Below are 21,521 nucleotides of genomic sequence, written 5' to 3' on the forward strand. Positions count from 1 at the left end.
CCCGGCGCCTGCGGCAATGGCAGGAGCGAGGGCCGGCCCCTCGCGCTCCCCGGGGTATTTCCAACCAGAAAGAAGCAGCCCCTGAAGTGTCAGCGCCGGTTGTGGAAGATGAAGCCGATGAAATTCAACAAGAGCTGTGCGGCCAGAATCTGAGTGCTTTCCGAAGGGTCATAGGCTGGGGCCACTTCCACCAGGTCGATACCGGCAACATCGCCGCGTTTGCTGAGGCCCTGCAGGATCTCCAGCACGTCGTAATACTGGAAACCGCCATGGCTCGGCGTGCCGGTGCCCGGCGCGATCGACGGGCAGAAGGCGTCGATGTCTATGGTGACGTAATAGCGGGCACCTTCGGGGATGCGCGCCAGCACCGCATCCGTCCCCAGCTTGCGCACCTGGCGAACCGACAGAATGTCCGAGCCGCGCGCCCGTGCGTCAGTATACCCTTCGCGGGCGGTGGAGGACACATTGCGAATGCCCAGCTGGGTCATTCCGGAGACATAATCCTTTTCGATCGCACGGCGCATCGGGTTGCCGTGCCCGTCCGTAACCCCATGACGTACATCGACAAAATCTAGATGCGCGTCGATCTGCACCACATGGATCGGGCCGTTTCCGGCGCAGTCTGCGGCGTAGGCGCTGATGCAGGGAATGTTGATCGAATGATCGCCGCCGATCGTGACGGGCAAGGCGCCGGCTGCCAGGATCTTCTTCACGCCGTATTCGATATTGGCGTGGCTTTCCTCAGTCTTGGTGTGGATGATGTCAGCATCGCCCAGATCGACGATCCGCACATCTTCGCCCAGGTAGGTGGCGTCATCTTCGTGGTCGTAAGCGCCGGCATGGCCGAAGCTGAACAGCGTCGAGGCCTCGCGCACTGCGCGCGGGCCGAAACGCGCGCCCGGGCGGAACTGGCAGCCGGAATCAAACGGTGCGCCAAGGATGGCAACGTCAGCGTTTATGTTGTCCCAATCCTCGACATAGGGTTTCTTGCCGAAGGTGGCGATGCCGACAAAAGGCAGGTTCAGGCGGCCGGATTCGTAACCGTGTCCAGACATATGTGTCTCCATTTGCGGGTCCGGCAGCACCTCAGCACAGATCACTGTATGAAAAAATATTATGCTGTTTATCTTCACATAAAAGATTATCATGTAATTCCTGCAGGACCGCCGGAGAGGAACAGGCACGTGAAACTGCTGCGCAACACGCTGCTGGAAACCTTTGTCACCGTGACCGACTGCGGCGGGTTCTCCGATGCGCAATATGCGTTGGGGATCACCCAATCCGCCATCAGCATCCGCATCCGCGATCTGGAAACCGCGCTCGGCTACCGGGTGTGCGAGCGCGGCCGCGGCGGGTTCCGGCTGACGGAACGCGGCGCCATCGCCTATCAGAAGGCCCGCAGCATCCTGCGCAGCGCCCGCGATTTCGACGCCGAACTGCTGGAACTGCGCGATGCGGTCACCGGCGATCTGCGCATCGGCGTGGTCGATGCCGTGAGCAGCCTGCCCGGCCTCAATCTGGCCCAGGCCCTGCGGCGTTTTCTGGCCCGCCCGAACGAGGTGCGGCTGGAAATCGTTGTCGCCTCTCCTGCTGGATTGACCCAGCAGCTGATCTCAGGCGCGCTGAATCTGGCCATTGCGCCGTTTCGCAACCAGGTCACGGACCTGTCCTATGAGCCGCTGTGCCGCGAAGAGCACCGGCTATATTGCGGCCGGGACCACCCTTTGTTCACTGCGCCGGATGCGTTGATCAACCCGCAGGAGATCGCCAGGTATCCGCACTGCCAGCGTTCTTATGACAGGCCTGTCTCTCCCGGTCTTGATCGCCCGGATCCAACTGCAGTGGCCGCCAATATGGAAGCGATGGCGATGCTGATCGAGACCGGGCAGTATCTGGGTCCGCTGCCGGTGCATTTCGCGGAAAGCCGGGTCGAGGCAGGCCGGTTCCGGGAGCTGGCACACCCGCAGTTGCGCTGGCAATCCGCCTTTTCGCTTGCCGTCCGGCGCAGTCAGGTCCAGCGGCGCGCGGTGGAATTGTTTGGCCAGGATATGCGCGACGCCTGCAGCGCGGCCCTGTAAAGCCCGAAGGCACCGGGCCAGACACATGTGCGGCACCCGCCAAAACGCGCCGCCGCGGCCCAGCCGCCCGAGCCAAAGCGCAGCTCGGCATCCACTTGATCCGGCGCCTCGGATCTGGCCCAGCAGCAGCCGCCGCGCCCGCAGGCTGGACAAGGTTCCCCCATTGCCGCACTATCCGGGTATTGGCCGTTTCGTGCGGAACCATTGCGCAATAGCGCGCGTTCTCCTTTGCGACAGCAATCTGCCTGTCTCTGCGGCTCCAAAGGAAGTGATCACCCCGTGAATGCAATGCCCGGTACAAGGACGCATTCTATAACGACAAAAGCCAGGCACGCGGATCCAACCGCACCGCCAAGCCCCTGAAGGAGCGACGGAAAACATGTCCCAGATATCCAGCACCGTACTGGCGCTGCTCGAATTCCTGTCTTATGCGTTTATCTTTGCCTTCGGCGCCGGCGTTTTGTGGCTGGTGGTGATCTACATCCGCGACAAGACCCAGACCGACAGCACTTTGCGCCGCAATTACCCGGTGGTGGCCCGTTTCCGTTATTTCTTCGAACATATGGGGGAGTTTTTCCGGCAATATTTCTTTGCCCTGGACCGCGAGGAGATGCCATTCAACCGGGCCGAACGCTCCTGGGCGTACCGCGCAGCCAAGAATGTGGATTCCACCGTCGCCTTCGGCTCCACCCGCGATCTGCGCCCGGCGGGCACGGTCTATTTCGCCAACTGCCCCTTCCCGGCGCTGGAGCAGGACGCCAGGGATCCAGCGGCTGTCACTATCGGGCCCTATGCCCGCACGCCGTATACCACCGCGTCGATCTTCAACATTTCCGGCATGAGCTTTGGCGCCATTTCCGTTCCTGCCGTTCGGGCGCTGTCGCATGGCGCCAAAAAGGCCGGGATCTGGCTCAACACCGGAGAGGGCGGATTGTCGCCCTATCACCTGGAGGGCGGCGCCGACATCGTGTTCCAGATCGGCACCGGTAAATTCGGCGTGCGCAAGCCCGGGGGCGGCTTTGACGAGGATAAGCTGCGCGCGGTCGCGGCGCATGACTGCGTGCGTATGTTCGAACTCAAGCTCAGCCAGGGCGCCAAACCGGGCAAGGGCGGCATCCTGCCCGGCGCCAAGGTGACCGAGGAAATCGCCGCCATCCGCGGCCTTACCCCGGGCGAGGACGCCATCAGCCCCAACCGCCATCCCGAGGTCGACTGCGTCGGCGATCTGCTGGACATGATCGCCTATGTCCGCGACGTGACCGGCAAGCCGGTGGGCTTCAAGGCGGTGGTCGGCGCCTATGGGTTTGTCGAGGGGCTGTGCCAGGAAATCCTGTCGCGCGGTGTTGAAAGCGCGCCGGACTTCATCACCATCGACAGCGCCGACGGCGGCACCGGCGCCGCCCCGATGAGCCTGATCGACAATATGGGCATGCCCCTGCGCGAAAGCCTGCCGCTGACGGTGGACATCCTGACCCGCTACGGGTTGCGCGGCCGCATCAAGGTCTGCGCCAGCGGCAAGCTGATCAACCCGTCCGAGGTTGCCTGGGCGTTCTGCGCCGGGGCGGATTTCGTCAATTCCGCACGCGGTTTCATGTTTGCGCTTGGCTGCATCCAGGCGCTGCAGTGCAACAAGAACACCTGCCCCACCGGCATCACCACCCATGACCCCAAATTGCAATTCGGCCTGGATCCTGCCAGCAAATCCGAACGCGTCGCCTATTACGCCAAAAACATGGTTAAGGAGGTCGGCATTCTCGCTCACAGCTGCGGCGTTGCCGAACCGCGGCTGCTGAAACGCTATCACGCCAGGATTGTGATGGATAACGGCCGCTCTGTCTCGATGGAGGAGCTGTTTCCGGTGCCGGAACAGAAACACGCAGCGGAGTAACCTCATCCGCCGTCAACACCACATTCAACGAACAGGAGCCCTCATGCCTGACTCTCATTCTGCACCCCATGGGCCGGTCAAAGCCTCGGACCTTCTTGTCGCCGCGCTGGAGGCTGAAGGTGTCGAGTATGTCTTTGCCGTTCCGGGAGAAGAAAACCTTGACCTGCTGGAATCCCTGCGTCCCTCATCGATCGAACTGGTGCTGACCCGGCATGAACAGGGCGCCGCCTTCATGGCCGCAACCTATGGCCGTCTCACCGGCAAGGCGGGCGTCTGCATGGCGACGCTTGGCCCTGGCGCCACCAACCTGGCCACCCCTGCCGCTTATGCCCATCTGGGCGGCATGCCGCTGATCATGATCACCGGCCAGAAGCCGATCAAGAAATCGAAACAGGGCCAGTTCCAGATCATTGACGTGGTCAGCCTGTTCGATCCGATTTGCAAGATGTCCAAGCAGATCGTGCACGGCAACACCATCCCGGCGCTGATCCGCGAGGCCTTCCGCACCGCGCAGGAGGAACGCCCCGGTGCCGTGCTGCTGGAACTGCCCGAGGATATCGCCGCCGAAGACACCGATACCACGGTCCTGCAGCCGCATCCCCGCCATTACGCGGTGGCCGGCGACGCGGTGCTGAACGAGGCGGCAGAGATGATCCGCAATGCCAAAATGCCGCTGCTGCTGCTGGGGGCCGGGGCCAACCGGCGCAAGGCGCGTTCAGCCCTGTGCGATTTTGCGGATCTGACCCGGATCCCGTTTTTCAACACCCAGATGGGCAAGGGGGTGATCGACGAACGCTCGGACCTGTTCCTGGGCACTGCCGCGCTGTCGGACGGTGATTATCTGCACTGCGCCATAGACCGTGCCGATCTGATCATCAACGTCGGCCACGATGTGGTCGAAAAACCGCCCTTCTTCATGGAGCACGGCGGCACCAAGGTAATCCATGTGAACTATAAGGCGGCGCAGGTCGATCAGGTCTATTTCCCGCAGGTGGAGGTGGTCGGCGATCTGGAACAATCCATCAACCGGCTGGGGGAAATACTGGGTGGGCCGCTGGAGTTTGACCGCGGCTATTTCCAGCGCATCAAGAAAGAGACCGACCAGCATATCGCCGAAGGTGCCGATGACCCGCGCTTTCCCATCATCCCCCAGCGGCTGGTCGCGGACACCCGCAAGGTGATGGATGACTGCGATATCATTGCGCTCGACAATGGCATCTACAAGATCTGGTACGCCCGCAACTACAAGGCTTATCAGCCCAACACCGTGCTTTTGGACAACGCGCTGGCGACCATGGGGGCGGGCCTGCCCTCGGCAATGATGGCCGCGCAGCTGAACCCGGACCGCCGGGTGATGGCGATCTGCGGCGACGGCGGCTTTATGATGAACAGCCAGGAGCTGGAAACCGCTGTCCGCCTTGGCCTCAACCTCGTGGTGACAGTGCTGAACGATAGCTCATACGGCATGATCCGCTGGAAGCAGGCGCACGCCGGGTTCGCCGACTGGGGGCTGGAATTCAGCAACCCGGATTTTGTCCAGTATGCAAACAGTTACGACGCCACCGGCCACCGGATCGCGCGCACCGAAGATCTGGTGCCCACGTTTGAGAAAGCCTTTACCGCAGGCGGCGTGCATCTGATCGACGTGCCGGTTGATTACAGCGAAAACCAGCGCGTGCTGATTGATGAGCTGGCCGCAAAGGTGTGCCTGATATGACCAATACCGTCGAAGTCGTGAACCCCTACAGCCTGGAACGCATCGGCACGGTCGAGACCAGTGATTGGGCGCAGATAGATGCGATGCTGGACACCGCACATGGGTTGTTCCGCCAGCGGGATGGCTGGCTGCCCGCCTATAAGCGCATTGAAATCCTGCGGAAAACCGCCCGATTGATGGAGGCGCGGTTTGACGAGCTGGCCCTTTTGATCGCCAGCGAAGGCGGCAAGCCGCTGGTGGACGCACGCGTCGAGGTCAAACGCGCCATCGACGGAGTGGAACTGTGCGTGCATGAGACCGGCCAGATGACGGGGCGGGAAATCCCGATGGACCTGACCGCGGCAGGCGCAGGCCGCATCGCCTTTACCCAGCGCGAGCCGATCGGCGTGGTGGTGGCTGCCAGCGCCTTTAACCACCCGCTGAACCTGATCGTGCATCAGGTCGCCCCCGCCGTGGCCACCGGCTGCCCGGTGATTGTGAAACCGGCGCAGGACACGCCGCTGTCGTGCCAGACCTTTGTTGCCATGCTGCATGAGGCCGGGCTGCCGCAGGACTGGTGCCGTTCAGTGGTCTGCAGCAACGACGTAGCCGAGAAGATGATCACCGACGCCCGCGCCGGATTCTTCTCCTTCATCGGCTCTGCCCGGGTGGGCTGGATGCTGCGTTCCAAACTGGCCCCCGGCACCCGCTGCGCGCTGGAACACGGCGGCGCCGCCCCGGTGATCGTGGCCGGGGACGCGGACATTGATGCAATGATCCCGGCATTGGCCAAGGGCGGTTTCTATCACTCCGGCCAGGTCTGCGTCTCGGTCCAACGGGTGTTCGCGCCCGCCGCCAAGGCCGAAGAGATCGCGCAGAAACTGGCAGAGGCGGCACAGGCGCTGACGGTCGGCGACGCCACCGACCCGAGCGTCGATTGCGGCCCGCTGATCCGCCCTGCCGAGGTTGACCGGGTCGAGGACTGGGTGCAGGAAGCTGTCGACGGCGGCGCCAAGGTCCTGACCGGCGGCAAGCGCCTGGGCGAGACCACCTTTGCCCCCACCGTGCTGCTGGACCCGCCGGCGGACGCCCGCGTCTCGCAACAGGAAATCTTCGGCCCGGTGATCTGCGTTTACAGCTCCGCCAGCATCCCGCAAGCGATTGAGGTTGCCAACAGCCTGCCGGTCGCGTTTCAGGCGGCGGTCTTTACCAAAAACCTGGACACCGCAATGCAGGCCGTGCGCCAGCTGGACGCCACCGCCGTCATGGTCAATGACCACACCGCTTTCCGCGTTGACTGGATGCCCTTTGCCGGCCGCCGCCAGTCCGGCTACAACACCGGCGGCATCGGTTACACCATGCATGACATGACCCAGGACAAGATGGCGGTGATCAAGCTGTGATACCAGCGGGCCGGGATGCCGCAAACCCCGGCCCGGCATGTCTTTTGCATCTGCGGCCTTTCCGCCAGCAGCTCCAACCGGTATGTCCGCAGCATCTCATGACAGAAAAGGCGTACAGCATGACCATCACCCGTTCCGGCACCACCGCCCGCTCCAGCAAAATCGTCAAGCACAACGGTGTTGCCTATTTCAGCGGCCAAGTGTCCGAAGCAGACACCGCAGCCGAGCAGACCCGCGAAATCCTGGCCAAGGTCGACGCCCTGCTGGCCGAGGCCGGCAGCGACAAGACCCGCCTGCTGCAGACCGTGATCTGGCTGTCGGACATGTCCTACTTCGCCGAGCTGAACGAGGTCTGGAACGCCTGGGTTCCCGAGGGCCATGCCCCGGCGCGTGCCTGCGGCGAGGCCAAATTGGCGCGCGAGATCCTGAAGGTTGAGATCATCGTCACCGCCGCCTGCGACTGATCAAAATTGTCTGCTGGCAATTTTTTGCGCCGGGCCCTTCTACAGGCCCGGCGCATTTTCGTATCACCGGCGGGGTCCGCCTCAGGCGCGCAGGTCCTGCACAATACGGGTGCCATCCGGCGCAGCGCCGGCTTCACTGATCGGCGACGCAGACGGGTCAGTTTTCAGCGACTTGTAAAGCCCCAGTGTCATCGCGATGATCACGAACGAAATCGGGAAGGCCGCAGCAATCGACGCGGTCTGCAGGGCGCCAAGCCCCCCGGCCCACAGCAGCACAATCGCAGTGGCGCCAATGCCCGCGCCCCAGATAATCCGGAACTTCTTGGGCGGGTTGTCGTCGCCCATCGACAGCATGGTGGTGATCACCAGCGTGCCGGAATCCGCCGAGGTCACAAACCACGAGAACAAAAGCAGCGTCGCCAGCGCCGACAGCGGCCAGGCGGTCCAGCTCAGATCCCCCAGCCAGGAAGTGGCGCCCAGATTGCCGATGGTGCCGTACAGCGCCGACGGCAGATCCCAGGCCTGCACGGTGGCAATAACGCCTGCGCCGCCATCGGCACCCGGACCGCCGGCCATGTTCAGCTCCTGCCAGATGGCGTTGCCGCCGAACATGCACAGCCAGAAGAAAGCAATCGCGGTCGGCACGAACAGCACGCCCACCATGAACTCGCGGATAGTGCGCCCGCGCGAGATGCGGGCAATGAACATGCCCACCATCGGCGCCCAGGCAATCCACCAGCCCCAGTAAAAGATGGTCCAGCCGCCCTGCCAGGCGATGTTTTCCTCGGAACTGGCTGTCCAGAACCCCATCGGGATGAAGTTCCAGATGTAATCGCCCAGCGTCGTCACATAGAACCCCAGCAGCCATTTGACCGGCCCGATCACCACAAAGGCCGCCAGCAGGAACATCGACAGCCAGATATTCCATTCGGAAATCAGCCGGATGCCCTTGCCCACGCCGGATACGGTCGACACGGTTGCAATGATTGTCACGATCACGATCAGCACAATCTTAAGCGTCATAGTCGGCTCCAGCCCGAACAGCACATTAAGGCCGGTGGCCATCTGACTGGTGCCCAGACCCAGCGATGTCGCAATCCCGAACACCGAACCAAACACCGCCAGCAGGTCCACGCAGTGGCCCCAGGGACCGTAGATCCGTTCACCGATCAGCGGATACAGCGCCGAGCGCATGGTCAGCGGCAGCTTCTTGCGAAAGCCGAAATAAGCCAGGCACAGGCCGACGATCACGTATAAGGCCCAGCCGTGGAACCCCCAGTGGAAATAAGTCACCCGCATCGCATCAACGGCGCGCTGCATGTTCATTTCCGAATGGCCCTGAAGCTCGGCATGCGGGTTGTTGGGATAGCCCCAGACCGCCGAGTTATCGAAATAAAAGATCGGCTCCGCCACGCCAAAGAACAGGATGCCAATGCCGATCCCGGCCGAGAACAGCATCGCAAACCAGCTGAAGCTGCTGAATTCCGGGCGCGAGTCATCGTCCCCCAGCCGCAGGCTGCCAAACTTCGAGAACATCAGGAAGAAGCAGAAAAACATGATCCCGGCCAGAACCGAGATATAATACCAGCTGAGGCCGCCTTCGATCCAGCCGCGGATGGATTTGTATAATCCGCCTGCAAATTCGACATTCAGGACGGTGAAAATCACAAAGGCGGCGATCATCCCCTTGGCCGCGATGCCCATCCCCGGATGCAGACCGGTAAAGAAACCGGACTTTGCCACCAGGTGGCTGTTGTTGGAATTCCTCTCAGACATCTTGTCCTCCCTTGTCCCTGAACAATTGCCCCCGGCGCTCCTCCGCCGCGGGGCTGCCCGGTTGCCCGGGCGGCAAATTTCCGGCCCTCCCCAACGGCCATGGTTCAAAATTGCGGGCCGGACCGGGGAGGAGGCCCGGCCCGCAAGAGAAAACCGGCAGCCCGCACGCCGCCGGTTTCCAATTCAGCCCCGCTGGCCGACGTGGCGCCCCGCGCCCCCGGGCAGCGGCATCCCGGCATGGGCGGCGGCATATGACGCCAGCTTGTCCGCAACGGCCTGCGACGGCAGTGAAGTGCCGCGCGCCGTCAGATCCATGTGCAACAGCAGCGTCTCCACGGTTGCTGCCAGCCGGCCCTCGGGGCCGTGCAGGCGATGGAACAGATGCATCTTCTTGCCGTCGCCCTGCAGCACCTGGGTGGTCACAGTCAGCGCATCGCCTTCGTGCAGCTCATCCAGAAAGCGCACGTGGTTCTCGACCGTGAAATAGCTGCCGCCCGCGGCGATATATTCCGCATCGCAGCCGATCATCTCCATAAAACGGTCGGTCGCCTGGGCCGAGGCCTCGGTGTAATGCGCCTCGTTCATATGGCCGTTGTAGTCGGTCCAGCTCTGCGGCACCGGGCGGCTGACAGTGACCGGCAGATCCGCCGCGTCCGGCAGCGGCAGCGCGGCTTCATGGGTGTTGATCACACCACCCGCACCGCTGCCGGATTTCTTCAGTGCCCGCATCATGCCGACCAGGTTGTCATCCCGCAGACGCTCCAGCTCGCGGATCGGCATATGGCCCGATTGCGCATCCGACTGGCCCGCGATCAGATCCACAAGGTCTTCAGTGAACTCCGGCACGTCCATCAGCTTGGTCCAGGGCCATTCCAGCGCCGGGCCGAACTGGGCCATGAAATGCTTCATGCCTGCCTCGCCGCCGGCAATCCGGTAGGTCTCGAAAAGGCCCATCTGCGCCCACCGCAGGCCAAAGCCCATGCGGATCGACTCGTCCAGCTCTTCGGTGGTGCAGATGCCGTCCTTGATCAGCCACAGCCCCTCGCGCCAGACCGCTTCCAGCAGCCGGTCGGCGATATGGGCGTCGATCTCCTTGCGCACGGTCAGCGGATACATCCCCACTCCGCGCAGCAGGTCCGAGGCCTGCGCGCAAGTGCCCGCATCGCCCACCAGCTCGACCAGCGGCAGCAGGTAAACCGGGTTGAACGGATGCGCCACCACGGCGCGGGCACCCGCAGCGTTCAGCTCCGACGGTTTAAAGCCGCTGGTAGACGAGCCGATCACCGCGTTCACCGGGGCGTGCGCCTGGATCTGCGCATGGATCTTGTGCTTCAGGTCCAACCGCTCCGGCACGCTCTCCTGGATCCAAGACGCGTCCGCCACCGCTTCCGCCATATCCGCGTGAAAGGTCAGCGCGCCCTCAGGCGGCAAAGCCTTGTCATACAGCGACGGCAGCGCGCGGCGGGCGTTGGCCAGCACCTCGCCGATCTTGCGTTCCGCCTCCGGGTCCGGGTCGAACACCCGCACGTTCCAGCCGTTCAGAAGGAACCGCGCGGCCCAGCCGCCGCCGATCACCCCGCCGCCGATAATTGCTGCTGTCTTCATCTGATGTCCTCATTAGAACCGCCCGGTTCTTCCTCTTGCCGAAAATATCCTGGGGGTTTGGGGGCTAGCCCCCAATCCGCCCTCTTTGCCGCAACGCAGCGGTGCATAAGCGGTGTACAGGCGGCGCACGCAAAGCACCCCCTGCACCGCCGCCTACTTTGCCACCGGCGCCCGTTTGGTCAGGCCCAGCTTTTCACGCACCGCATCCGGGCCGATGATCCGGGCGCCCAGGCCCTCGATCACGCCTGCCGCGCGCTCCACCAGCTGCGCGTTGGTGGCCAGAACGCCTTTTTCCAGAAACAGGTTGTCCTCCAGCCCGACCCGCACATTGCCGCCCGCCAGCACCGCAGCGGCGGCATAAGGCATCTGATCCCGGCCCAAGGAGAACGCCGACCAGGTCCAATCGCCGGGCACGTTGTTGACCATCGCCATAAAGGTATTCAGATCGTTCGGCGCCCCCCACGGCACCCCCATGCACAGCTGCACCAGCGCGTTCGGCTCCAGAATCCCCTCTTTTACCAGTTGCTTGGCAAACCACAGGTGGCCGGTATCAAAGGCCTCGATCTCCGGCTTCACGCCCAGATCGGTCATCATCTGCCCCATCGTGCGCAGCATGCCGGGCGTGTTGGTCATCACGTAATCGGCCTCGGCAAAGTTCATGGTGCCGCAGTCCAGGGTGCAGATTTCCGGCAGGCATTCGGCGATATGGGCCATCCGTTCGGTCGCGCCGATCATATCGGTGGCGGCCTCATTCACCGGGAACGGGCTCTCAACCCCGCCAAAGACAATATCGCCGCCCATGCCCGCGGTCAGGTTCAGCACCACGTCCACCTCGGAATCGCGGATGCGGTCGGTCAGCTCCCGGTAAAGCTCAAGTTTCCGGCTCGGCGCGCCAGTTTCCGGGTCGCGCACATGGCAGTGAACTACGGCGGCGCCGGCTTTGGCGGCTGCGATTGCGCTGTCGGCGATCTGCTTGGGCGAACGCGGAACGTGGGGGGATTTGTCCTGGGTGCCGCCCGAGCCGGTCACGGCACAGGTGATGAAGACGTCTCGGTTCATGGTCAGGGGCATGATCGGGATCCTTTGAGGTCAGAATTGCAATTCAGGGTGATCCGCAAACAGCACCAGCGCCTGCGGATTGGCGAGACCTGAGAGGTTGCGGACAGGGTGTTTGTTCACCACATCACGCACCGCCAGCTCGGCGGTCTTGCCGGATTTGGTGCGCGGGATGTCAGCGACAGCGATGATTTTCACGGGCACATGGCGCGGCGAGGCATTCTTGCGGATTTCCGTTTTGACACGGGTGGTTAACGCATCATCCAGCTCCGCACCCCCGGCGGTCTGCACAAACAGAACCACCCGCACGTCGTTGTCAAAGGACTGGCCGACAACCACCGCGTCGGCGACCTCATTGATCTTGTCGAGCTGCCGGTAAATCTCCGCCGTGCCGATCCGCACCCCGCCGGGGTTCAGGGTCGCATCCGAACGGCCCAACACCACAAAACCGCCGTGCCCGGTGCGGATGGTGAAATCGCCCTGCCGCCAGATATCCGGATAAGTCTCATAGTAACTGGCGCGATAGCGCGCATTGCCGGGATCGTCCAGAAACCGCGTCGGCATCGACGGATGCGCGTTGCGGCAGACCAGCTCGCCCGCCACGCCCTCAACCGGTTCGCCCTGATCGTTCAGGGTCGCCGCATCCAGCCCCAGCATCGGCGCCTGGATCTCACCCTGATGCACCGGCAGCACCGGGCAGCCGCCAATGAAGCAGCCCAGAATGTCGGTGCCGCCGCAGATTGAGGCCAGCTGCACATCCGCTTTCCAGTCGGCATAGACATGGGCAAAGCCTTCGGGCGAGAGCGGCGAGCCGGTGGACAGAACCACCCGCAACGCGGCCAGATCGTGGCTGTCCGCAGGCCGGTTCCGGCGTTTCAGCGAGGCGTCTATGTATTTGGCGGAAATACCAAAATGGGTGACTTTCTCGGCCTCCACGACGTCGAACAGCCGCTTGATGCCGGGATGCGCCGGGTTGCCGTCGAACAGCACGATTGAAGCCTCCGAAGCCAGCGCCGCCACCTGCCAGTTCCACATCATCCAATTGCAGGTGGTGTAATAGAACATCCGGTCGCCGGGGCGCAGGTCGCAATGCAGCTGCTGTTCCACCAGCATCCGCAAGAGAGTGCCGCCGCCCGAATGCTCGATGCATTTCGGCTTGCCCGTGGTGCCGGAGGAGAACATCACATAAAGCGGATCGCGAAAGCCCATCACACGGCAGTCCAGCGCCGGGGCGTCCACCTGCTTGAAGGCCTCATAGGCCATCATCCCCTCGGGCAAGTCCTCGGCCCCGCCTGCATAGGGCCAGACCACGATCTGCTCTATCGAGGGCACCCGGGACGCAACCTCGGTAATCGCATCGCGGGTCTCGAAGGTCTTGCCATTGTAGAAGTAACCGTCGGCGGCAAACATCAGCTTGGGCGCGATCTGGCCAAGCCGGTCCACCACCACATCCGGCCCGCTTTCCGGCGCGCAGGAGGACCAGACCGCCCCCAAAGACGCCGTGGCCAGCATCGCCGCCACACTCTGCGGCATGTTCGGCACGTAACCCGCAACATGGTCGCCTGCGGTGATCCCGGCGGCGCGCAATGCAGCGGCGAGCTGTTCAACCTCGCGCTTCAGCCCGGCGCGGGTCCAGGCCATGCGGCGGCCGTCTTCGCCTATGAAGACAATCGCCTCGCGCTCGTCGGCGTTTTTCAGGAAGGTGTCCGCGATGTTCAGCCGCGCCTCGGGGAAGAACCGCACCTGCATCGGATCGGCATCGGGCAGCAGCGGCACCGCGCCCTTGTCCCCTTCCAGCCCGCAGAAATCCCAGGCCAGCGGCCAGAATTCCTGTGGCCGGGCAACCGACCAGGCGTGCAGATCCGCGAACGTATCCAGCGACCGGCCTGCGGTTTTCGCAGCCTGCGTCATGAAATCACACATCAGAGGTTTGCGGCGCGCCGAAAGATCCGGCTGCCAAAGAAGCGGAGCGGTTGTCATGGCATCATTCGTGGTTAGAGAGCGGTCGTCAGGTCATCGGCGGATCGTCAAGAAGCTTGACTTTCCGCGTCAATAGCGCAGGAAATGACGCGGCGTTTATACAGTTTCAGTCAGATAGCATACAGATGCCGCCAAATGTGCCGCCGATCTTTGAATTTCTGCTGTTCGACGGGTTTTCGAACATGGTGCTGGCCAGCGCTATGGAACCCCTGCGCGATGTGCGGATGAACGCAGGTCAGGAAACAGCGGGCTGGCGGGTCACCACTCTGGACGGGGCGCCGGTACGCAGCTCCAGCGGGCTGCAAATCACGCCCGACGGCGGTTTTGACGAACGCCAAGGCAACCGCACCCTGGTGCTGGTTGCGGGTTACCGCGTGCGCGGGCAGCTCAGCCCGGCGCTGCTGGCAAAACTCAGAACCGCCGCCCGGCAGGCAAAGCTGGTTCTGGCGCTGGACACCGCCGCCTGGCTGCTGGCCGCAGCGGGGGTCCTGGAGGGCCATGCAGCGACAATCCACTGGCAGGAGCTGGACGCCTTTGCCGAGGCCTTTCCCAAGGTCGAAGTCTCCACCGCTCGGTTTGTGCGTTCCGGCCCGTTCTTCACCTGCGGCGGTGCCAGCACCGCGCTGGATTTGATGCTGAGCCTCATTCAGGACCTATATGGATCCGCCGCAGCCTTTGGCGCCTCGACCATGTTTGTCTATGACCCCTCACGCCAGTCGGAACTGAACCGCGGCGCCGCGCGGCTGGAGCAGAAGGGCTCACCCAAGGTGCTGAAAGCTGCAAACCTGATGGCAGAGACGATCGAGGCGCCTTTGAATACCGCTGAGCTGGCAAAGCGTGTATCGCTGTCCGAACGCACTCTGGCCCGCGCCTTTCAGCGCGAATTGGGCATGACACCGGGCAAATACTACAAGATGCTGCGGTTGCAGCACGCCCGTTACCTCTCCGAGGAAACCCATCTGAGCCTGGAGCAAATCGCGTTGCGCTGCGGGTTTTCCTCGGCGTCTTCATTGGGGCGGTCGTACAGCGGGCTTTATGGCCGGACCCTCCGCGAGGCGCGGGTTCAGGAACGGCCTTGGGCGGCATCCGGCGATAACGGCAGGGAACGCTAGGACACAGCAGCCGGCACCGGTTTTTCATCCCGCGGCGGCACCCCGAATTTGCGGGCATATTCCCGGCTGAACTGGGTCGGGCTTTCATAACCCACGTCATAAGCCGCCGCCGCAACCGAGGTGCCGCCGCTGATCAGCAGGCGGCGGGCCTCCATCAGGCGCAGCTCCTTTTGGTACTGCAACGGCGTGGTAGAGGTCAGGGTCTTGAAATGCTCATGAAAGCTGGACTGGCTCATCCCCGCCGCGGCGGCCAGAGCCGCCACCGGCAGGGGCGCCTTGTACCGGTCCCGGAGCATCGCAATTGCCTTGGAAATCCGGCTGGCCGGACTTTCATGCAGCAGCAATTGCCGCAGCATGCCGCCATGCTGGGCGCGCAGCAGGCGGAAATGGATCTCCCGCAGCACCAAGGGCGCCAGCGCCTGCACCTCAACCGGGTTCTGCGACAGGCGGAACAACCGCCCGACCGCATCAATCAGCGCTGCATCGCTGTCTGCCACGCTCATCGAATGCGCCGCCTTTTCCTGCCCGTCTGCCACGCCTATTTCATCATAGAGGCTGCGCGCCGTGGCCAGATCCAGCCGCAACGCCAACGCGACATAGGGCTGGTCCGGCGTGGCATCGGTCACCCCGGCACTGACCGGCAGCGCATGGCTGACAATCAGCGACATGCCCGCGCCGTACCTGACCCTGCGGTCCTCCAGCTGTGCCTCCTTGGCGCCTTGCAGGACCAGGCACATGATCGGCTCATAGATGATCGCTTCAAACCGGGTCGGGTTCTCGCGGCAGATGGCATACAACCCGTCCACCCCGGTTCCGCAGCCGGTCTCAAGCCCGCCTTGTTCGCGCACATAAGTCGCGACGTCATTAATCAGATCCTGCGGCACCATGGGCGTATCTCCTGTCGGGGTTGAATATAGGCGGCCTTCCGAAGGAAAGAAGCGCAAATCCCGGCACGGCGGAGGATCAGGCAGATTTTCCGGAGAATCGGGCACGGCGATCCGCCTCTCTAGGCCTACCTTGCGGGTACTAAGAACAGAACTGCCTGTCGTTGCCCGGTCCGCACCGGGCGGATTTTTCCAGCCAAGGGGAGGCCCCGCAGCTATGACAACAACATTGAAACTCAACGGCCGGACGCATCAGGTCGAGGCCGAGCCGGGAACCCCGCTGCTGTGGGTGATCCGGGATGAACTGAAGCTGACCGGCACCAAATTCGGCTGCGGCGTTGCGTCTTGCGGCGCTTGCACCGTGCATCTGGACGGCGAGCCGGTGCGCGCGTGCCAGACCTATGTCGAGGACGTGGAAGGCGCTGAAATCACCACCATCGAAGGGCTGGAATCGAAGGTCTCGCAAGCAGTGCAGGCCGCCTGGGTCGAGCTGGATGTGGTGCAATGCGGTTATTGCCAGTCGGGCCAGATCATGTCCGCCGTGGGTTTGCTGAGCGAAAACCCTAATCCAACCGTGGAAGAGATCGACGATTACATGAACGGCAATGCCTGCCGCTGCGCCACCTACCAGCGCATCCGCGCCGCAATCCTGCGCGCATCCGACATGATGGAGGCCTGATATGACCCTGAACACCTCCCGCCGCGGTTTTTTGAAAAGTGCCGCCGCCGCCGCCGCGGTTCTCTATGTGGGTGCCCGCGCCGATGGCGTGCTGGCAGCCGGTTCCGCTCCGGCCCAGCTGAACCCGTTCGTGAAAATCGACGCTGACGGCACCGTCACCGCCATCGTCAAGCATTTCGAGAAGGGCCAGGGACCGGCCACCGGCCTGACCACCCTGATCGCCGAAGAGCTGGGCGTGTCGATCGAAGACATCCAGTATGAGTTCGCGCCTTCCGACCCGTCGCGCTACAACAACCTGATGTTCGGGCCGTTCCAGGGCACCGGCGGCTCTACCGCGATGGCGAATTCCTTTATGCAGTACCGCAAGGCCGGGGCAGCAGCGCGGGAGATGCTGATCTCTGCGGCGGCCAAGGACTGGGGCGCCGACCCCGCCGCGCTGACCATCGAAGACGGTATCATCAAGGGTGCAGGCCATAAGGCGCCGCTGGCGGAATTTGTTGCCGCCGCCGCGCAGATGGAGGCCCCTGCGGAACCGCGTCTGAAAGACCCCGGCGAATTTCGCCTGATCGGCAATGCATCGGTGAAGCGTAAGGATTCCCTGCCCAAAACCAACGGCACCGCAAAATATGCGATGGACCTGCATCTGCCGGGACAGATGGTTGTGGTGATTGCCCGCAGCCCGCGCATGGGCGGACTGGCAACCGGTTTTGACGATAGCGATGCCAAAACGGTCAAGGGCTATATCCGTGCCGCCATTCTGCCAAACAAGGCGGGTGTCGCGGTCTATGCCGAAGACACCTGGGGCGCGTTTCAGGCCCGCGAAGCGATCAGCGTGGAGTGGGATTTCTCCGCCGCCGAAAGCCGCAGCTCGGACCAGATCCGCGAGCAGCTGCTGGCCGCAGTGACCGCGGCGCCGCAGTATAATGCCAACGGTGCTGACCAATCCGCCACTGCAGCGCTGATCGACGGAGCTGAGAAAGTGGTGGATCACACTTTCTATTTCCCGCTGCTGGCCCATGCGCCGATGGAGCCGCTCACCTGCACCATCGAGGCTGACGCGGACGGCGGCGTCACCCTGCACGACGGCGCCCAGATGCCGACCGGCCCGCATATGGCAATGGCGGAGATCTTTCAGCTGCCGATGGAAAAGATCCGCATCAACACGATGTTTGCAGGCGGCTCCTTTGGCCGCCGTGCCACGCCGACGGCGGATTACCAGGTGGAGGCGGCGCTGGCCTTTGTCCTGACTGACCGAACCCGCCCGGTAAAACTGGTCTGGTCGCGCGAGGATGACATCACCGGCGGTTACTACCGCCCTGCCGTGGCGCATCGGGTGCGCGTGGGACTGGACGGCGATGGCAGCATCACCGGCTGGGATCACCGGGTGGCGGCCCAGTCGATCATGAAGGGCACCCCGTTCGAGGCCTTCACGGTGCACGACGGCGTCGACCACAGCTCAGTCGAAGGCGTGGCGGACAGCCCCTACCTGATCCCCGGCCAGTTTGTCGGTCTCACTGACACGGCCAAGGCTACAACGGTGCTGTGGTGGCGCTCGGTCGGGCACACCCACACCGCCTATGTGATGGAAACCATGATGGACGCAGCCGCCCGCGCCGCGGGCCGCGATCCGGTGGCGTTCCGGCTGGCGCTGCTGGAGGGCGGCGGCGCTGATCAGCAGCGTCTGGCAGGGGTTTTGAAACTGGCTGCGGACAAGGGCAGCTGGGGCAGCGCGCCCGAGGGCCGCAGCCAAGGTATCGCCGTCCACAAAAGCTTTGGCAGCTATGTGGCCGAGGTGGTGGAAATCTCGGGCAATGCGGGTGACGGGGTGCAGATTGAAAAAGTCACTTGTGCGGTGGATTGCGGTATCGCGGTCAACCCGGATGTGATCGTCGCGCAGATGGAGGGCGGCATCGGTTATGGCCTGGGCCATGCGATGCGTAATGAGATCACCCTGACAGACGGCGCGGTGGATCAGTCCAACTTCCCCGATTACGAGCCGCTGCGGATCGGTGACATTGCCGCCATCGAGGTGCACATCCTGCCCTCCGCCGAAGCCCCCACCGGGGTGGGCGAACCCGGCACGCCGCCCTCGGCGCCGGCACTGGCCAATGCCATTGCAGCCCATGGCCCGCGGGTGACGGAACTGCCGATGAACCTGAACGGCGTCAGTTTCACCTGACCTGTTTCCCCGCACCGGGACTGATGCCTGGTGCGGGGTTTGCAGCGCTGTTCAAATCAGCCCCATGGCGATGGCCGAGTGCGGCGTGATACCCAGATCAGCAAAACCTGCCATGGCCTCACCGGCGGTATTGTCCTGCCGCATCAAGGCGACCTGCGCCTGGGTCAGCGGCGGATTGCGCATCACCCAAAGCACAGCCGCCGCAATCCGCCACAGCGCAAAAGGCACCGGCAGCAGCACCCGGCGGCGCCCGGAACGCGCCGTCAGGCGCTGCAGGATGCCGCGGTAGGTAAGGATATCCGGCCCGCCCAGCTCAAACACTTTTCTGCGCGCGTGCGGAGCGTCGAGCAACCGGCAGACGGCTTCCGCCACATCCCCCGCCCAGACCGGCTGCAACCGCGTGCGCCCGGTGCCGAACAGCGGGATCACCGGCAGGCGGTCAACGATTTTTTGCAGATCGCCGAAAAAGGCGCCGCTGCGGCTGAACATCACGCCGGGCCGCAAAACAATGGCGCCGGGGCAGATACTGCGGACGGCCGCCTCACCTTCGGCGCGGCTCCGCACATAGGCTGATGGGGAATGCAGGCTGGCACCGATCCCGGAAATGTGGATCAGCCGCTGGCCGTCGTTCCGGCGCACGATCCGGGCAATTCTTTGGGCGCCCTCGACGTGAATGTCCTGGAAACTCTGGCCGCGGCTCTCGGCGTAGCAGCCGATGCAGTTGACCACGGCCCCAAAGCCCGCCAGAGCCTGTGCCAATCCGTCCGGGTCTGCCAGATCCGTTTTGACCAGCCGGATGCCATTGCTGGCGAAGCCGCTCTGCGCTGCTGCCGCCTCCGGGAACCGTGTGCCGGTGCTGACTTGGCAGCCATGCTCCTGCAGCCGGCGCACCACCCGCTGGCCGAGAAACCCGGTGCCGCCAAGCACAATCACAATCCGGGCACTGGTCATCATGGGGAAACGCTCCTCATCAAGCCGGGCACTGAAGGCCGGCCCCCGCAGGGTCCCGCCACGCGCAGCGCCCGCCCGGGGCACGAGACGCACCGGGCGGGAACAACCCATAGCCTTCCACCACATAGCGCGGCGGCCCCTGCGGGCCACTGGCGGACCAACCGGCAGCCGCGCAAAGAAGGCTGGCAGGAAGATCCGCTGCGCCTCGATCTCCCCGTCCAAGGTTTCAACCCGGAAACCGCCCTGCCAGGTGAACGGCGGGACGGCTGAGGGCATGGCTTGTTCTGTAAAACGCCCCGGGAAAGGTCAGCGCATTACAAAGGGATCAGGGATCGGCTCGTCGCTGGTGCGCAGCCAGACGGCCTTGACCTTGGTGTAATCCAGCGCCGCCTGCAGCCCGCCCTCGCGCCCGTGGCCGGACAGGCCGTGGCCGCCAAAGGGCGCAATCGGGCTGACCGCGCGGTAGGTGTTGACCCAGACGATGCCTGCCCGGATGCCCCGGATCATCCGGTGCGCGCGGGTCAGGTTCCGGGTGAACACCCCAGACGCCAGCCCAAAGGCGGTGCTGTTGGCAATCTCCAGTGCCTCAGCCTCAGTCTCGAAGCTGACGACCGACAGGACCGGGCCAAAGAACTCGCTCGACAGGCAGGGCGCCTCCGGCGTGTCCGAACAATCCAGAATAGTGGGCGGGAAGTAGAAACCCTCCCCTCCGGCACGGTGCCGCCGGTAATCAGTTTAGCACCGGCCGCAATCGAGGCCCCGATCAGCCGCAGCGCATGGTCGCGCTGTTTCCGGGTGCATAAGGGGCCGACCTCGGTGGCCATATCCTGCGGCGCGCCGATCACCACCGCCTCGGCCTTTTCTTTCAGCCGGGCCAGAAAGGCATCCTTGATCCCCTTTTGGATCACCAGCCGCGAGCCTGCGACGCAGCTTTGCCCGGTGGCGGCGAAGATGCCCGAGACCTGCGCATTCACCGCGCTTTCCAGATCGGCGTCGTCAAACACGATAAAGGGCGACTTGCCGCCCAGCTCAAGCGAGGTGGACGCGAGGTTTTCTGCCGAGTTGCGCACGATATGCCGCGCCGTTTCCGGCCCGCCGGTGAACGCCACATGGGCCACTTTTGCGTGGCTGGTCAGCGCAGCACCAGCCTCTGGCCCGCCGGTTATGACGTTGAAAACACCCGGCGGGAAACCCGCCTGATCAAAGATCCGGGCGAATTCCAGCATCGGCGCCGGGCCTTCCTCGGACGCTTTCAGCACCACCGTGCAGCCCGCCGCCAGCGCCGGGCCGATTTTCACCGCCGACAGGAACAGCTGCGAATTCCACGGCACGATGGCGGCGACCACGCCCACCGGCTCGCGCCGCAGCCAGACTTCCATGTCGGGCTTGTCGATCGGCAGATGCGCGCCCTCGATCTTATCCGCCAGCCCGGCGTAATAGCGGTAGTATTCCGCCACATAGGCGATCTGCGCCGAGGTCTCGCGGATGATCTTGCCGGTGTCGCGGGTTTCCAGCTCTGCAAGGCGCGGCGCGTTTTCTGCCACCAGATCAGCCAGCCGCATCAGCAGCTTGCCGCGCTGGGTGGCAGTCATCCCGGCCCATTCAGCGGAGAAAAACGCAGCCTCCGCCGCCCGGACAGCCCGGTCCACATCCGCGACGGAAGCGCTTGGCATCTGTGCCCAAGGGCCGCCGGTAGCTGGATCCAAGCTTTCAAAGGTGCTGCCTGCGTCCTCGAACGCGCCGCCGATATACTGCTGGAAGGTCTGCATT

15 protein-coding genes and 1 pseudogene are annotated in these 21,521 nt (G+C 63.7%); 8 read left to right on the forward strand and 8 right to left on the reverse strand.

What is annotated here, in order from left to right:
- Nucleotides 1-89 precede the first annotated feature (89 nt).
- A complete protein-coding gene (gene speB / locus ETW23_RS22955; RefSeq protein ID WP_134831559.1) occupies nucleotides 90-1,055 on the reverse strand; it encodes an agmatinase in 966 nt (321 codons plus the stop codon).
- A 129-nt stretch (nucleotides 1,056-1,184) separates the two neighbouring features.
- Between speB and ETW23_RS22960 the strand changes: the two genes are divergently transcribed.
- The 5 genes from ETW23_RS22960 to ETW23_RS22980 all read left to right on the forward strand — a co-directional run bounded on the left by ETW23_RS22960 (nucleotide 1,185) and on the right by ETW23_RS22980 (nucleotide 7,529).
- Complete coding sequence (locus ETW23_RS22960; RefSeq protein WP_134831560.1) at nucleotides 1,185-2,078, forward strand: LysR family transcriptional regulator; 894 nt, start codon at nucleotides 1,185-1,187, stop codon at nucleotides 2,076-2,078.
- A 379-nt stretch (nucleotides 2,079-2,457) separates the two neighbouring features.
- Nucleotides 2,458-3,966: an FMN-binding glutamate synthase family protein gene (locus tag ETW23_RS22965; RefSeq protein ID WP_129373008.1), complete on the forward strand. Its 1,509-nt coding sequence runs from the start codon at nucleotides 2,458-2,460 to the stop codon at nucleotides 3,964-3,966.
- A gap of 43 nt (nucleotides 3,967-4,009) precedes the next feature.
- The gene (locus tag ETW23_RS22970; protein ID WP_134831561.1) at nucleotides 4,010-5,683 is read left to right on the forward strand and encodes an acetolactate synthase large subunit; all 1,674 of its coding nucleotides are present in this window, start codon (nucleotides 4,010-4,012) and stop codon (nucleotides 5,681-5,683) included.
- Entirely contained in the window at nucleotides 5,680-7,065 is a 1,386-nt protein-coding gene (locus ETW23_RS22975; RefSeq protein ID WP_134831562.1) for an aldehyde dehydrogenase family protein, read from the forward strand. The genes ETW23_RS22970 and ETW23_RS22975 overlap by 4 nt, the downstream gene beginning before the upstream one ends.
- Nucleotides 7,066-7,184: 119 nt before the next feature.
- Nucleotides 7,185-7,529, forward strand: a complete 345-nt coding sequence (locus tag ETW23_RS22980; RefSeq protein WP_129373005.1) for a RidA family protein — start codon at nucleotides 7,185-7,187, stop codon at nucleotides 7,527-7,529.
- An 81-nt stretch (nucleotides 7,530-7,610) separates the two neighbouring features.
- Here the strand turns inward: ETW23_RS22980 and ETW23_RS22985 are convergent, their stop codons facing one another.
- From ETW23_RS22985 to ETW23_RS23000, 4 genes are all read right to left on the reverse strand, one after another.
- Nucleotides 7,611-9,305, reverse strand: a complete 1,695-nt coding sequence (locus tag ETW23_RS22985; RefSeq protein WP_134831563.1) for a BCCT family transporter — start codon at nucleotides 9,303-9,305, stop codon at nucleotides 7,611-7,613.
- A 183-nt stretch (nucleotides 9,306-9,488) separates the two neighbouring features.
- Nucleotides 9,489-10,910 carry a carnitine 3-dehydrogenase gene (locus tag ETW23_RS22990; RefSeq protein WP_134831564.1) on the reverse strand — a complete coding sequence of 474 codons (1,422 nt, stop codon included), beginning with the start codon at nucleotides 10,908-10,910 and terminating at the stop codon, nucleotides 9,489-9,491.
- Between the two features lie 153 nt (nucleotides 10,911-11,063).
- Nucleotides 11,064-11,981: a 3-keto-5-aminohexanoate cleavage protein gene (locus ETW23_RS22995; protein WP_129373002.1), complete on the reverse strand. Its 918-nt coding sequence runs from the start codon at nucleotides 11,979-11,981 to the stop codon at nucleotides 11,064-11,066.
- A gap of 18 nt (nucleotides 11,982-11,999) precedes the next feature.
- Nucleotides 12,000-13,946 (reverse strand): acetoacetate--CoA ligase, encoded by a 1,947-nt coding sequence (locus ETW23_RS23000; RefSeq protein WP_134831565.1) that lies wholly within the window; start codon nucleotides 13,944-13,946, stop codon nucleotides 12,000-12,002.
- 125 nt (nucleotides 13,947-14,071) lie between these two features.
- Here ETW23_RS23000 and ETW23_RS23005 point away from each other — a divergent pair, with 125 nt between their 5' ends.
- Complete coding sequence (locus tag ETW23_RS23005; RefSeq protein WP_134831566.1) at nucleotides 14,072-15,058, forward strand: GlxA family transcriptional regulator; 987 nt, start codon at nucleotides 14,072-14,074, stop codon at nucleotides 15,056-15,058.
- Here the strand turns inward: ETW23_RS23005 and ETW23_RS23010 are convergent.
- A complete protein-coding gene (locus ETW23_RS23010; protein WP_134831567.1) occupies nucleotides 15,055-15,945 on the reverse strand; it encodes an AraC family transcriptional regulator in 891 nt (296 codons plus the stop codon). The genes ETW23_RS23005 and ETW23_RS23010 overlap by 4 nt on opposite strands.
- A 214-nt stretch (nucleotides 15,946-16,159) precedes the next feature.
- Between ETW23_RS23010 and ETW23_RS23015 the strand changes: the two genes are divergently transcribed.
- Complete coding sequence (locus ETW23_RS23015; RefSeq protein WP_129372998.1) at nucleotides 16,160-16,621, forward strand: (2Fe-2S)-binding protein; 462 nt, start codon at nucleotides 16,160-16,162, stop codon at nucleotides 16,619-16,621.
- Nucleotide 16,622: 1 nt separating this feature from the next.
- Complete coding sequence (locus ETW23_RS23020; RefSeq protein WP_134831568.1) at nucleotides 16,623-18,800, forward strand: xanthine dehydrogenase family protein molybdopterin-binding subunit; 2,178 nt, start codon at nucleotides 16,623-16,625, stop codon at nucleotides 18,798-18,800.
- 51 nt (nucleotides 18,801-18,851) lie between these two features.
- On the opposite strand, the gene ETW23_RS23025 is transcribed toward ETW23_RS23020, so the two are convergent.
- Complete coding sequence (locus tag ETW23_RS23025) at nucleotides 18,852-20,027, reverse strand: complex I NDUFA9 subunit family protein (RefSeq protein ID WP_247676834.1); 1,176 nt, start codon at nucleotides 20,025-20,027, stop codon at nucleotides 18,852-18,854.
- 30 nt (nucleotides 20,028-20,057) lie between these two features.
- Nucleotides 20,058-21,520, reverse strand: a pseudogene (locus ETW23_RS23030) (aldehyde dehydrogenase).
- Between the last annotated feature and the right edge of the window lies 1 nt (nucleotide 21,521).

The sequence above is a fragment of the Leisingera sp. NJS201 genome, assembly GCF_004535885.1.
Taxonomy (GTDB): Bacteria; Pseudomonadota; Alphaproteobacteria; order Rhodobacterales; family Rhodobacteraceae; genus Leisingera.

Excerpts from the sequence above, each read along its gene's own strand:
- speB (WP_134831559.1), bottom strand. The coding sequence starts at position 1,055 with ATGTCTGGACACGGTTACGAATCCGGCCGCCTGAACCTGCCTTTTGTC.
- ETW23_RS22965 (WP_129373008.1), top strand. The coding sequence starts at position 2,458 with ATGTCCCAGATATCCAGCACCGTACTGGCGCTGCTCGAATTCCTGTCT.
- ETW23_RS22970 (WP_134831561.1), top strand. The coding sequence starts at position 4,010 with ATGCCTGACTCTCATTCTGCACCCCATGGGCCGGTCAAAGCCTCGGAC.
- ETW23_RS22975 (WP_134831562.1), top strand. The coding sequence starts at position 5,680 with ATGACCAATACCGTCGAAGTCGTGAACCCCTACAGCCTGGAACGCATC.
- ETW23_RS22980 (WP_129373005.1), top strand. The coding sequence starts at position 7,185 with ATGACCATCACCCGTTCCGGCACCACCGCCCGCTCCAGCAAAATCGTC.
- ETW23_RS22985 (WP_134831563.1), bottom strand. The coding sequence starts at position 9,305 with ATGTCTGAGAGGAATTCCAACAACAGCCACCTGGTGGCAAAGTCCGGT.
- ETW23_RS22990 (WP_134831564.1), bottom strand. The coding sequence starts at position 10,910 with ATGAAGACAGCAGCAATTATCGGCGGCGGGGTGATCGGCGGCGGCTGG.
- ETW23_RS22995 (WP_129373002.1), bottom strand. The coding sequence starts at position 11,981 with ATGCCCCTGACCATGAACCGAGACGTCTTCATCACCTGTGCCGTGACC.
- ETW23_RS23000 (WP_134831565.1), bottom strand. The coding sequence starts at position 13,946 with ATGACAACCGCTCCGCTTCTTTGGCAGCCGGATCTTTCGGCGCGCCGC.
- ETW23_RS23005 (WP_134831566.1), top strand. The coding sequence starts at position 14,072 with ATGCCGCCAAATGTGCCGCCGATCTTTGAATTTCTGCTGTTCGACGGG.
- ETW23_RS23010 (WP_134831567.1), bottom strand. The coding sequence starts at position 15,945 with ATGGTGCCGCAGGATCTGATTAATGACGTCGCGACTTATGTGCGCGAA.
- ETW23_RS23015 (WP_129372998.1), top strand. The coding sequence starts at position 16,160 with ATGACAACAACATTGAAACTCAACGGCCGGACGCATCAGGTCGAGGCC.
- ETW23_RS23020 (WP_134831568.1), top strand. The coding sequence starts at position 16,623 with ATGACCCTGAACACCTCCCGCCGCGGTTTTTTGAAAAGTGCCGCCGCC.
- ETW23_RS23025 (WP_247676834.1), bottom strand. The coding sequence starts at position 20,027 with ATGCCCTCAGCCGTCCCGCCGTTCACCTGGCAGGGCGGTTTCCGGGTT.